The following is a 12,633-nucleotide window of genomic DNA, read 5'->3' on the forward strand; positions in this document are numbered from 1 at the left end:
CCTGCAGATTCAGGCAGCAGCGGTGCGAGCCTGTTCCGCGCGCCACCACGTGACGGTCTCTTCGGCGGCCTGATCGAGCGGCGTCGGCGAGAGTCCGAGCAGCACTTCGCTGGCACTCGAGTCCATGACAAACGGCTTGGTGAACTGGTAGTTCATCTCCGCGAGTTCGCGGCTGTCGGTGTTGATCTTGCCGACGGCGTCGAGCACCCAGGCGGGCAGGACACCCACCTTGGCGGGGGTCGCCCCGGCGGCTCGGGCGAAGGCCTCGGCGATTTTGCGCTGAGTGAGCGCGGGGCCGGTGGGTGCGTGGATGACGGAGTTCCAGAGTTCGGGGTTGTGTGCTGCTGCGATCATCGCCGCCGCGAGATCGGGGATGTAGGTGAAGGAGTGCGGCTGGTCTGCGGATCCGATGACACGAATCTTCTTACCTGCCATGACCTTCGGAACCATGCGCTCGCCGGCGTGGGCGGTGCGGACGCGGGGGCCGAAGAAGTCCGAGGCCACGACGCTGACGGTGGGTGTTGCGGAGGCCTCGCGAGCACGCAGCAGCGCGGTGCGCACTCCGCGCTTGCCGCCGGTGGCGTTGCGTGGATCGGATTCGGTCATCAGGGTGTCGGAGTTGTAGGCGTAGAGGCTTTCGGGGAAGACCACGACGGCTCCGATGGATGCGGCCGCGTCGAGCACAACCTTCTCGGCCGCCGGGAGTTCCCGCTCCCAATCGGCTGCGTTGTAGGCGGCGTGGATGCAGTGGTAGATGGCCGTGGCGCCCTCGCTGACCGAGCGCAGGGCCTCGGAATCCGAGACGTCGACGCGTCGGCGGTCGATCAGAGGGTGCTCGGGCCCGCTGCCGGACCTGGTCAGGAGCCGGACGTTGATTCCCTGCTCGGCGAGCTGTAGCGCGACGGCGGATCCGACGGGTCCTGCTCCGGTGACGATTTCGAGGTTCGACATGGTGTGCTCCTTCTCGTTTCGGGTGAACTGAGAGCACTGCTCTCGTTTTCAAGAATGCACCCGCGCCTCAGCGCTGTCAAGAGCAGTGCTCTCTTTTGTTGATACTGCTCTCGGTCATGGGGCAAGATGGACTCATGGTTGGGACTCCCCGAGAGCGGGCGCGCGAACAGACGCTGCAGGACATCACCCGGATCGGGCGCGAGCATCTTGCTGCCGTCGGCGCCGCCGCGTTGTCCTTGAGGGCCGTCGCGCGTGATCTGGGAGTCGTGTCCTCAGCGGTGTACCGCTACGTCGCCAGTCGCGACGAACTGCTGACCTTGCTGGTGGTGGACGGGTACACGGAACTGGGCGCGGAAGTGGACTCCGCCGTGAATGCCGTTGCAGCAGAAGATTTTCGCGGACAGTTCATTGCTCTCGGGCGTGCCGTCCGGAGTTGGGCGATCCGGGAGCCGGCTCGATACGGATTACTGTTCGGTAGCCCCGTCCCCGGTTACGACGCTCCGGGCGAGCAGACCACCGGCCCTGGCACCCTCGTCGTGACCCGGCTGATCGGGATCATCGACGCCGCCCATCGCGCGGGTGCACTCACGGTGCGAGAGGGCCCGGACCTGAGTGACACGCTGGCAACGGACCTCGAGGGAGTGCGGAAAGAACTGGGCACCGACCTGCCGCCGGATGCCGCGGTGCGCGCAACTCTCGTCTGGGTATCGCTGTTCGGTTCGGTGAACTTCGAGGTGTTCGGGCAGTACGGAAGCGATACGTTCACCGATGCGAGTGAGATTTTCGAGCGGCATCTGGCACTACTTGCCGATGTGGCGGGTCTGACCTGAACACGCCTGTGTCTCGTTCCTCCGCACGCAGTTGTCGGTGAGATGATGTCTTTGTGGCGCACGCAGAAGAACCCGAGGATCGAATGGCCTGGATAGAACCGGAGGTTCGTCCGGGCAGTTTGTTGGTGTCGTCGACCGATCTCACGGAACCCGCATTTCGCCGCACCGTCATCTACATGATCGAGCACAACGACGCCGGGAGCCTTGGTGTCATCGTCAATCGGCCGAGTGAGACGGCCGTGCAGAACGTGTTGCCGCAGTGGTCACCGCTGACCGCGCATCCTTCGGCCCTGTATATCGGTGGACCCGTCAAGCGTGACTCCGCGCTCTGCCTGGGGATCGCTCGCAACGGTGCACGAATCGACGGCGTCGCCGGCCTGCGGCGGGTGGACGGCAAAGTTGTCATGGTGGATCTGGACTCGGACCCGGAGGTCATCGCTCCTCTGGTCGAAGGGATCCGCATTTTTGCCGGTTACTCGGGTTGGACTCTGGGCCAGCTGGATTCGGAGCTCGAACGTGAAGACTGGATGGTGATCAGCTCACTGCCGTCCGATGTGCTGACGCCGCCCCGAGTCGATGTCTGGGCACGGGTGCTACGACGCCAACCGCTCCCCGTGGCAATGCTGGCCAGCCATCCCATCGAAGTGGAACGAAACTGATCTGTCGGAGGTCGATGATATTCCTGTGTCATCGTTTTCGAGAGAGGTGGCAGCAATGATCGCTGAGCGTCAGATCCAGTGCGCGGATTGTGTTTCGGATGTCGATCACTGCCACGATTCTTTGCTGCGACATGCGGACGGATCACTCGAGTGCACCGGCGTGAACTGCGTCGACCTGGCATCGAGTCGCCATGCGTTGTCCATCGATTGTGCTGAACTGCAGGGCGGTTGTGGCTGCGTCGACGCGACCCGAGGCGAGTTGCTCGCTAGCTGACGCTCACCGGATCCCGATTCGCGAAGCGTTGCGCCATCGCAGCACAGACGATCAGTTGGATCTGATGGAAGATCATCAGCGGCAACACGATCAGGCCGACGGGCTGGCCCGCGAACAGTACAGCCGCCATCGGTAGGCCTGTCGCCAAGGACTTCTTCGACCCGCAGAAGATGATGACGATCTGATCGGGAAGGTCGAACCCGAGCTTGCGCCCCGCGAGAGTGGTCACGCCGAGAACCAGCGCGAGGATCAGGCAGCACACGATTGTGAGGATCACGATCTGCCAGATCGTGATGGTGCTCCAGATCCCCTCTTTCATGCTCTCGCTGAAGGCGGCGAAGACAACGAGGAGGATCGATCCGCGATCGACGTACTTGGTGGGCTCGGCATACTTCTGCAGCCATCCGATCACCAGCGGGCGGATCAGCTGGCCCACGATGAACGGGATCAGCAGCTGCACGACGATGTCGAGGATCGACGAGAAGTCGACCGTCGCCTGGCCCGTTGTATTCATCAGCAGAACCACCAGCAACGGGGTGACGAAGACGCCGATCAGGTTGGAGAACGACGCACTGACAATCGCGCCGGCGACGTTTCCCTTGGCGATCGAAGTGAATGCGATCGACGACTGAACCGTCGACGGAACGAGGCACATGTAGAGGATGCCGGTGTAGAGCTCGTCGCTGATCAGGGTCGGCGACAGGAATCGCAGCGCAAGGCCGATGAGCGGGAAGAGCACAAACGTCGCGGCAAGGACGACAGTGTGCAGTCGCCAGTGCTTGACGCCCTTCCAGGCTTCCTGCGGCGAGAGCCGTGCACCGTAGAGCAGGAACAGGAAGCCGATGGCGATCTTGGTGGCCCAGTTCAGAATGCTCTCCGCGGTACCCGATACCGGGAACACACTTCCGAGCACGCCGGCGATGATGATGCCGAGGATGAACCCGTCGATGTAGAACCTACTGAGAAACTTCACCTGGCTAAGGATAACGGCGTGCGTCGACGGGCTCTCGAGCCCCACGAAGGTTGAAGCCCATCACGGCCAGGCACAGCAGCGTCCCGACGATCGACAGTTCGATGATGGCCGTCTGCATTCCCTGGATGGTGATGGCGATACCCGCGATGATCGACGGGATCGCCAGTCCCGCGTAGCTGACGGTGAAGAATGCCGCCAGGACTCCGCCGTGGCTCTCGCGGGCGTGGATTCGGGCGGCGGCGTTGACGCGTTTCATGCCGCCGGCAAACGCCAGACCGTGCCCGGCGCCGACCACCACGGTGATGACGCCCAGCAGCGCAAGGCTGGGGACGAGGTCGACCACGAGTAGGCCGATCATTCCTAGAGCGAGGATTCCCAGGCCGGCGGTGACGGACGTCCGCGGGTCCATACGACTCCCGCCGAGCTGCGCGATCACCGAGCAGATCATGACCAGTGCAGCTGCTCCGCCGCCGAGTAGGAGGTTGTCGATGTTCAGCAGGCTGGTCATCCACGACGGGACCACCGACTGGAAGAGTCCGACTGCGCCCCACGACAGCGCGACGGCGAGCGAGCTGAGCCAGAACGTCTCTCGAATGGTGGCGGGAACATGTGGCATCTGGAAGAACCGCTTCGGGCGTGTGATGTCCCCGATCCGCGGCAGTAGTAGCAACACGATCAGTGCCGGGATGAACGCGACGAGGAAGATCAGATACGGCAACCGCAGCGGTTGCGGAAGGTACTGGGCGATCGCACCGGACACGAGTGGTCCGAGTGCACCGCCCAACGCGCCCGTCACCGTCGATACGAGCGCTGCCCGTCGATGATCGAACTTCGGTTCCTGCTCCACCAACGCGGCGCTGCCCGCCGCACTGGCCGCGCCCACCGCGATTCCCTGAGCAACGCGTCCGACGAACAACCACACCGTCGCGTCGGCGAATGCCAGAACGAGTGTGCCGACGACGCTCAGCGCGAGTGCAGTCAGAAGCACGGTGCGTCGGCCGAGGGCGTCGGACAGCGGTCCGAAGAACAGCAACGCCGGAACGAGGCCGGCGACGTAGACGCCGTAGATGAGCGTCTGGATGGTTGGCGTGAATCCGAACTCGGTCCGGTACAGCCCGTAGACGGAGGTGGGCATGTTCGCGCCCAAGAGGATCACGGTGAGGACGTAGCCCACGCCGTAGAAGTGTCGATTGGTGCGGCGTGTGCGTTCTTCGGTGGCGACAGCTGTGGCGGACGTGGGAAGCCCCTCCTGATGACAGAGTTCGAAAATACATGGGTCGTCCTACGTATCGTAGGTGAGTGGAATGATCGTCGCGAATGCTGTGAGGATGAGTAGATGACCGTTGTTCGCAAGGAGTCCGCGTACGAGCAATCCCTCGATTGGATGCGCGCGCAGATCTCCGACGGCGCCTGGACCGTCGGGAACCGTGTTCCCACCGAGCCGGAACTGATGAGTGTTCTCGGCGTCGGCCGGAACACCGTGCGCGAAGCGATCAAGACACTGACGTCGACGGGAGTCCTGGAGATCCGTCGCGGATCAGGGACCTTCGTGCGCGCTCGGACCGACATCGGCGGACTGCTCGGCAAACACGCGTCCGTGGACGAGATGAAATACGTCTTCGAAGTGCGTCGTGCGCTCGAGATGGAAGCGGTCCGGTTGGCGTGTGAGCGTCGTAGCGACGACGACGTTCGGATACTTCGTGAGCTGGCCGCCAAGCGTGACGTGCCGGCCGAGAACTTCGTCGACGTCGATCTGGCGTTTCACATTGCCGTCGTCGATGCCGCTCACAATCCGGTTCTGACCGATCTGTTTGCCGGAATCCTCGAAACGGTCCGCGCCACCTACGAGGTGACCGAAGGCGTTCATCCGCCGTCGCTGACGTCTTCGCATCATCAGGGAGTTGCCGAAGCCATTGCCGAACGCGATGTCACCAAAGCCAGGGCGGCGGCATGCGGGTATCTCGAGAAGACTCAGGAAGCGATCGGTTCAGGTTCGGCGGTTACCGAGTCCGGGCGTCGGCCAATCGGTTGAGGGACCCGGCGATGTCTTCGGCCTTCGGTGTCGTGATCGTGAGGCGGTCGCCACCGGCGAACGTGATGACCACCGCTGGCCCGGTGCGGGTGACGACGCCGTAGTTACGACGACCCTTGGTCTTGAGTCCCCAGCCGCCGAAGTCCGCGAACGGTTTGATCTCCGCGACGTCGGCTCCGACAACTTCGTCGATGCCGTAGGTCATCGCAGCCATCCCCATGTTGATCACCCGGATTTCCGGTTCGTCGACGATCACCCGGAAGCGAACCAGGCTGACGACGAGCAGTCCGAGTGCACCGAAGATGAACAGCGGCCAGAGTGACCGCATCGCCAACGCCATGATGACTCCGGGCGCCAGAGTGATCGCAGTGAGGATCACCGAGCCTTTGGTGCTGAATCCGACGTCGTCGGAGATAGGTAGAGGGCAGCTGCTTCGCGGCAACCCGGCCGAGGGTTCGATCGTGGCAAGAGTGCGGACGCGGTAGTCACGCAGGAACGAGGCGCCGATCCACCCCAGCACCCCGCCGACTGCAAAGCCGACACCGATAGACCACAGCGGGAGTGACGTCGTGGACGGATCGGCGACATCGAGTTGGGTGTAGAGCAAAGCGAAGTTCACTGTCGTGATGAGCCCGACCACGCTCAGCCCGACAACCAACATGAAGCGACGCATCATCAACATCGCGGGAGCAAGAGCAGCAATCGCGCTGAGACCGCCACCGAAGAGCAGTGTCAAAAGTGCAATGGTCCATGCGTTGGCCGACGGGGTGGAGAAGCCGTCCGGCGAGGTGGCGGTCCAGTGAGTCGCGATCTGTTCCGGGAGGCGAGGCTCCCAAATTTTTGTCAGGACGAAGCCGAAGACCGCACACAACAGCGGAACCACTAGTCCGAATACGACCCCGGCCGGGTCGACCACGCGATGTTTCACGTGAATCAATGAGCCGGCTGGCAAGCATCCTTGAGCGCGCAGGCACCGCAGGAAGCGGTACCGCAAGCGGCAGCGTTCGCCTTGGCCTCGGGGGTCTCCGCCGCCGGCTCGTCTGCGGCAGGCTCGGAGTGGCCGCCGCAGTTGCAGTCGTTACCGCATCCGCTCTGCTGTGGGAGCGCGGCGGCCGCGCGGGTGCCGATGCCTCCACCGAAACCGGCAGTGAGGACGGCGACGACGACGGCGATGATCGCGACCGCGACGCCGAAGACTCCGCCGATGGTCAGTGCTGCGACTCCGCCGATGACCAACATTCCAGCGGCCGCGAGCATGGTCGGACCGGCCACCTTGTTGGCGAGGGCGAACGACTCCTCGCTCCGCAGGGAATCCTCGGTGCGGACACCGGCCCAGCGGTTGCGCGGGAGTTTGCCGATCAGACCGGCGACACCAACTCCACCGACGGCGACAGCGAGCACGAATAGCACCACAGCGACAACGATCACCCATACAGGATAGGCGCGAGTGGAGTTGATGGTATGCCCGGGTCGCACAGGCTCTACCCTGGTTATCGGTATTTCCGTCAGCCAAGTAGATAGCGACCACAGTGACCGAGTCTCCGCAGTCCCCCGATTCACCAGCCGACGCAACTCCGCAGCACCGCTACACCGCGGAGCTCGCCGGCCAGATCGAGCAGCACTGGCAGGACCGCTGGAGTGAGGACGGCACGTTCAACGCGCCTAATCCGGTCGGTCCGCTCTCCTCGCCCGACGGTGTTCCCGCCGACAAGCTCTTTGTTCAGGACATGTTCCCGTACCCCTCGGGTTCGGGCCTGCACGTCGGTCACCCGCTCGGATACATCGCTACGGACGTCTTCGCGCGCTTCCATCGCATGCAGGGGCGCAATGTCCTGCACACCCTCGGTTACGACGCCTTCGGTCTCCCGGCCGAGCAGTACGCCGTACAGACGGGTACCCACCCGCGGACGACCACCGAGTCCAACATCGCCAACATGAAGCGCCAGCTGCGACGCCTGGGTCTGGGGCACGACGAGCGTCGTAGCCTCGCGACGACGGACGTCGACTTCTACCACTGGACGCAGTGGATCTTCCTGCAGATCCACGGCGCCTGGTACGACAAGGCTGCAGGCAAGGCCCGTCGTATCTCCGAGCTGGAAGCCGAGTTCGATTCCGGTGAGCGTGCTCTGGAAGACGGACGCGAGTGGGCGTCGCTGACAGTCGCCGAGAAGGCAAAGGTCGTCGACTCGTACCGCCTTGTCTACCAGTCGGATTCGATGGTCAACTGGTGCCCCGGTTTGGGCACCGTGCTGGCCAACGAGGAAGTCACCGCCGACGGTCGTAGTGACCGCGGAAACTTCCCCGTGTTCCGAAAGCACCTCCAGCAGTGGATGATGCGCATCACCGCGTACTCCGATCGCCTGGTCGACGATCTCGAGTACCTGGATTGGCCGGACAAGGTCAAGGCCATGCAGCGCAACTGGATCGGACGCTCCTACGGCGCCGAAGTTACCTTTGCCGCAGGCGAGTACGGCGTCGATGTGTTCACGACGCGCCCTGACACGCTGTTCGGCGCCACCTATGTGACGCTGGCTCCTGAGCACGACTTGGTGGACAAGCTCGTCGCGGACGAGTGGCCCGAAGGTGTCGACGCACGCTGGACTGGCGGTGCCACGACTCCGGCGGAAGCTGTTGCTGCATACCGCAAGTCGATTGCCGCCAAGACCGACTTGGAGCGTCAGGAAAACAAGGAGAAGACGGGCGTCTTCCTCGGTTCCTACGCCGTCAATCCGGTCAACGGCCACAAGGTCCCGATCTTCATCGCCGATTACGTTCTGACGGGCTACGGCACCGGCGCGATCATGGCAGTTCCAGGACACGATCACCGTGACTGGGAGTTCGCGAACGCGTTCGGACTGGAAATTCTCGAAGTTATTGCCGGTGGCGATGTTTCGGAGGCTGCGTACTCCGGTGACGGCCCGCTGGTGAACTCCGACTACCTCGACGGTTTGGACGTAGCCGAGGCCAAGGCGACCGTCATCAGCCGCCTCGAGGAGAGCGGCCAGGGCAAGGGCACTATCCAGTACAAGCTGCGCGACTGGCTCTTCGCGCGTCAGCGTTACTGGGGCGAGCCTTTCCCGATCGTCTACGACGCGGACGGCAACGCACACGCCCTGCCGGATTCGGCTCTGCCCGTTGTGCTTCCGGAGGTCGAGGACTACGCACCCGTGTCCTTCGATCCGGATGACGCCAACTCCGAGCCCTCTCCCCCGCTGAACAAGGCGACCGACTGGGTCAACGTCGAGCTCGATCTCGGCGACGGTCTGCAGACCTACCACCGCGACACCAACGTCATGCCGCAGTGGGCTGGTAGCTCGTGGTACCAGCTGCGCTACATCGACCCCACCAACCAGGACGCCTTCTGCGACCCGCAGAACGAGGCGTACTGGACGGGTCCGCGTCCGGAACTGCACGGCCCCAACGATCCCGGTGGAGTCGACCTGTACGTCGGCGGCGTCGAGCATGCGGTGCTGCACCTGCTGTACTCGCGCTTCTGGCACAAGGTTCTGTTCGACCTGGGCTACGTGTCCTCGAGCGAGCCGTACCGTCGCCTCTACAACCAGGGCTACATCCAGGCATTCGCGTACACCGATGCCCGCGGCGTCTACGTGCCGGCAGAAGAGGTCGTCGAGCGTGACGGCAAGTTCTTCTTCGAGGGCGCCGAGGTCAACCGCGAGTACGGCAAGATGGGCAAGAGCCTCAAGAATGCCGTTGCGCCGGACGAGATCTGCGCCGAGTTCGGTGCAGACACCTTGCGTGTGTACGAGATGTCGATGGGCCCGCTGGACACCTCGCGTCCGTGGGCGACCAAGGACGTCGTCGGTGCTGCTCGATTCCTGCAGCGAGTGTGGCGCGTCGTCATCGACGAGGAGACCGGCAAGCCCCGTGTCACCGACGAAGCGCCCGGTGAGGAGACGCTGCGTGCGCTCAACAAGGCGATTTCCGGTGTCATCGAGGATTACACCGCGCTGCGCGACAACACGGCCGCTGCGAAGCTGATCGAGTACAACAACCACCTCACCAAGGCGTTCCCGGGTGGCGCGCCTCGTGCTGCCGTCGAGCCGTTGGTGTTGATGCTCGCTCCCCTGGCGCCGCACCTCGCGGAAGAGCTGTGGTCGCGTCTTGGACACGCGGAATCTCTTGCACACGGCCCCTTCCCCGCTGTCGAGGAGAAGTGGCTTGTCGAGGACACCGTCGAGTACCCGATCCAGGTCAACGGCAAGGTTCGTAGCCGCATCAGCGTGCCGGCGGATGCCGATCGCAAGGCTGTGGAGGAGATCGCCCTGGCCGACGAGAAGATCGTCGCTCTGCTCGAGGGCAACGCACCGCGCAAGGTGATCGTTGTGCCGGGCAAGATGGTGAACATAGTTCTGTAGGCGCTTCGCGCACGTGCGCCGTTTTGGTAGTTACCGCTACCGAAACGGCGCACAGTCGTATCTGGGGCTGTATCCGGGGTGCCAATCAGTCGTTGTCCTGATTGTCCCGCTCCGCGGAACATTCTGTAGCGCGCGTTCGACGCGAGGGCTGTGATGCAGGTAACACGTTGCCGAGAACGGTAGCTGTCGTTCCACTGCACTTCCCCGCAAGGCCCCGGCCGACGGTATTCGGCAGGGGGTCAATCGAATTCGCAGGTGTCCCGAAAGGATTCTTCAGCCATGGCGTCTCATGTCCACAGCGACGGTTCGTCTCCCAGTCTGCCCGAATCGACGTCGATACCGGAGCGGTGGACTCCGCGACTGGTGTTCTCGCTGGCGTCGATCGTTCTTCTTCTCGAAATGCTCGCGGTGAGCTACATGATGATTTCCACGGCGCTACCCGCCATCTCGGTGCATTATCAAACGACGCAGGGAGCTTGGCTGCTCACGTCGTTCCTGCTGCTCGGGGCGGTCGCGTCTCCGCTGCTCGGCAAGCTCGCGGACATGTACGGCAAGCGAAAAGTCCTGCTCTTTGCGGTCGCCGGTGCAGCGGTCGGATCCTTCATTTCGGCGATTGCGCCGAGCTATGCAGTCTTGATTCTGGGCCGGTCCCTGACTGGTCTGCTCGTTCCCTGCCTCTTCCTGAGCTACTCCCTCATTCGAGATGTCTTTCCGCCGAAAACCGTTGCGCTGGCTGTCAGTATTGCAACCTCCGGCATGGGCCTGATCGCTATTCCGGCGCCGTTCCTCACCGGTTGGTTGATCGACAACCACGGGTTCCGGAGCATCTTCTGGTTCTTCGTCATCGGTTTGGTTTTGCTCGGCGGCATGATCTTCGCTTCGACGGCGGAATCAGCTGTACGACTGCGTTCTTCGCTGGACCTGATCGGTGCGGTACTACTCGGATCGGGCATCGCCGGAATTCTGATCGGCGTCAGCTTCGGACCGACCTGGGGCTGGAAGAACGGTTCGACGCTGGCCTATCTGATCGGTGGCGTCGCACTGCTGGCGGCGTGGGTTGCCTCTGCCCGAGCCATCCGTGAGCCCTTGATCGACCTGCGCTACTTCGGCAAGCGTTCGGTGATGCTCACCGCCGTCGGTGCCGGGTTCTGCTACGGCGCGTCGGGAGTCTTCACGATTTTGCTGCCGATGATGGTGATGACGCCAGCAGTTCTCGGCCTGGGATACGGATTCGGCGTGACAGCAGAGGGATTCGCGATCTTCCAGGCGCCCCTTGGCGGCATGGTGGTGGTCGGCGGCTTGATCGTGGGCTTCCTGGTCGGCCGCAACATTCGACCCCGTCTGCTGATGATCATCGGAATGATACTCATGGCAGTCGGATTCACCTTGACGGCCACCATTCACGACAACAAGCCGCTGCTCATCATCTTTGCCGGAATCTTCGGTGTCGGTATGGGTATGGGTTACGCCTCCATTCCGAACCTGCTCATCGAGGCAGTGCCGCCGCAGTTGCAGGCAACCACGGCGAGCATGGTCGCGGTCTTCCAGAGCATCTTCCCCGCAGTGCTTCCCGTCATCGCCTTCACGGTCTTGAACTCGCACATCGCGATGGCGATGGAGGGCGCTGTGTTCTACACCGACGAGGGCATGCGTATCGCGTTCCTGATCGGTGCTGCTGCAGCAGTTCTCGGTGCGATCGCAGCCGTATTCCTGCCGCGAAACATCGTCCAGATCGGCGCAGAAGACGGCGCGGCGCAGGAGACGTCCCTTCTCCCTGCTCACTGATCGGAAATGCTGCGCGTGTAGATCCGGGCTGACAGGATTGGGTGTACTGAGGAAAGGACGCCCATGACATTCGCGGATCTGGACGGCGATGAACTGTGGAGTTATCTGCAGGAGCGTTCAGGATTGCCCGGCCCGCGCGCGAACCTCGCGCTCATGCTCGAGTTCGCGCGCGGCGCCGATAACGAGGACATCCTGCGGGCGGTGGAGTCCGAAGACGAATACATCCGCTGCTGTGGGATCGTCGGGCTCGGATTCATTCTTGTTCGTTCGCGCGACGAGGCTGTTCTGGACAGTCTGACGGAGGCAACCACCAGTGCGTCGTGGCGTGCACGTGAAGCTGCCGCGATGGCCGTTCAAGCGATAGGCGACACGGATCCGGAATTGTTCCGGGCGATCATCGAGCAGTGGGCACGCTCCACCCATCCTTTGACGCTGCGCGCAGCGGCTGCCGGGATCTGCGAGCCACGGTTGCTGAAGGACAGGACCAACGCTGCGCTGGCCGTCCGGGTGTGCCGAGACGCTACCGAGTGGATCGTCTCGCAACCAGCTGATTCCCGTCGTGAGGCCGACACACGTACTCTCCGGCAGGCGCTCAGATACTGCTGGAGCGTCGCGGTCGCGGCGGATCCGGAGAATGCCCTGCCGGCATTCGTCTCCCTGGAGGCGTCGGACGACGCCGATGTCGTCTGGATCGTCCGGGAGAACCGGAAGAAGGCTCGCCTGCGCAAGGTGCTCGAAACCTGACCCGTGGAC

General features: G+C 63.2%; 11 protein-coding genes. 6 read left to right on the forward strand and 5 right to left on the reverse strand.

Annotated features, from left to right (window positions below; genetic code table 11):
• Positions 1 to 9 precede the first annotated feature (9 nt).
• Entirely contained in the window at positions 10 to 951 is a 942-nt protein-coding gene (locus H351_RS03175) for an NAD-dependent epimerase/dehydratase family protein (protein ID WP_029256803.1), read from the reverse strand.
• Between the two features lie 134 nt (positions 952 to 1,085).
• On the opposite strand from H351_RS03175, the gene H351_RS03180 reads away from it, so the two are divergent.
• Both H351_RS03180 and H351_RS03185 read left to right on the forward strand, forming a co-directional pair.
• Positions 1,086 to 1,781 carry a TetR/AcrR family transcriptional regulator gene (locus tag H351_RS03180; protein ID WP_020971476.1) on the forward strand — a complete coding sequence of 232 codons (696 nt, stop codon included), beginning with the start codon at positions 1,086 to 1,088 and terminating at the stop codon, positions 1,779 to 1,781.
• Between the two features lie 53 nt (positions 1,782 to 1,834).
• On the forward strand, positions 1,835 to 2,440 hold the full coding sequence (locus tag H351_RS03185) for a YqgE/AlgH family protein (RefSeq protein WP_020909845.1): 606 nt from the start codon (positions 1,835 to 1,837) through the stop codon (positions 2,438 to 2,440).
• Between the two features lie 266 nt (positions 2,441 to 2,706).
• Here the strand turns inward: H351_RS03185 and H351_RS03195 are convergent, their stop codons facing one another.
• Positions 2,707 to 3,687 (reverse strand): bile acid:sodium symporter family protein, encoded by a 981-nt coding sequence (locus H351_RS03195; protein ID WP_003942582.1) that lies wholly within the window; start codon positions 3,685 to 3,687, stop codon positions 2,707 to 2,709.
• 4 nt (positions 3,688 to 3,691) lie between these two features.
• Positions 3,692 to 4,861, reverse strand: a complete 1,170-nt coding sequence (locus tag H351_RS03200; protein WP_029256802.1) for an MFS transporter — start codon at positions 4,859 to 4,861, stop codon at positions 3,692 to 3,694.
• Between the two features lie 162 nt (positions 4,862 to 5,023).
• On the opposite strand from H351_RS03200, the gene H351_RS03205 reads away from it, so the two are divergent.
• Positions 5,024 to 5,719, forward strand: a complete 696-nt coding sequence (locus H351_RS03205) for a FadR/GntR family transcriptional regulator (RefSeq protein WP_020909842.1) — start codon at positions 5,024 to 5,026, stop codon at positions 5,717 to 5,719.
• Here the strand turns inward: H351_RS03205 and H351_RS03210 are convergent.
• Positions 5,688 to 6,647, reverse strand: a complete 960-nt coding sequence (locus tag H351_RS03210) for a DUF1648 domain-containing protein (protein WP_029256801.1) — start codon at positions 6,645 to 6,647, stop codon at positions 5,688 to 5,690. The two genes, H351_RS03205 and H351_RS03210, sit on opposite strands and share 32 nt — an antisense overlap.
• A 5-nt stretch (positions 6,648 to 6,652) precedes the next feature.
• Positions 6,653 to 7,147, reverse strand: a complete 495-nt coding sequence (locus H351_RS03215) for an SdpI family protein (RefSeq protein WP_029256800.1) — start codon at positions 7,145 to 7,147, stop codon at positions 6,653 to 6,655.
• A gap of 101 nt (positions 7,148 to 7,248) precedes the next feature.
• Between H351_RS03215 and leuS the strand changes: the two genes are divergently transcribed.
• The 3 genes from leuS to H351_RS03230 all read left to right on the forward strand — a co-directional run bounded on the left by leuS (position 7,249) and on the right by H351_RS03230 (position 12,624).
• The gene (gene leuS / locus H351_RS03220; protein ID WP_029256799.1) at positions 7,249 to 10,095 is read left to right on the forward strand and encodes a leucine--tRNA ligase; all 2,847 of its coding nucleotides are present in this window, start codon (positions 7,249 to 7,251) and stop codon (positions 10,093 to 10,095) included.
• 279 nt (positions 10,096 to 10,374) lie between these two features.
• Entirely contained in the window at positions 10,375 to 11,880 is a 1,506-nt protein-coding gene (locus H351_RS03225) for an MFS transporter (protein ID WP_029256798.1), read from the forward strand.
• Between the two features lie 63 nt (positions 11,881 to 11,943).
• Positions 11,944 to 12,624, forward strand: a complete 681-nt coding sequence (locus H351_RS03230) for a hypothetical protein (protein WP_029256797.1) — start codon at positions 11,944 to 11,946, stop codon at positions 12,622 to 12,624.
• Positions 12,625 to 12,633: the final 9 nt, after the last annotated feature.

It is taken from the genome of Rhodococcus erythropolis R138 (genome assembly GCF_000696675.2).
GTDB classification, from domain to species: Bacteria; Actinomycetota; Actinomycetes; order Mycobacteriales; family Mycobacteriaceae; genus Rhodococcus_F; species Rhodococcus_F erythropolis.

Bases quoted from the DNA above. Each gene is read 5' to 3' on its own strand.
- H351_RS03175 (WP_029256803.1), bottom strand. From the start codon at position 951: ATGTCGAACCTCGAAATCGTCACCGGAGCAGGACCCGTCGGATCCGCC.
- H351_RS03180 (WP_020971476.1), top strand. From the start codon at position 1,086: ATGGTTGGGACTCCCCGAGAGCGGGCGCGCGAACAGACGCTGCAGGAC.
- H351_RS03205 (WP_020909842.1), top strand. From the start codon at position 5,024: ATGACCGTTGTTCGCAAGGAGTCCGCGTACGAGCAATCCCTCGATTGG.
- H351_RS03225 (WP_029256798.1), top strand. From the start codon at position 10,375: ATGGCGTCTCATGTCCACAGCGACGGTTCGTCTCCCAGTCTGCCCGAA.
- H351_RS03230 (WP_029256797.1), top strand. From the start codon at position 11,944: ATGACATTCGCGGATCTGGACGGCGATGAACTGTGGAGTTATCTGCAG.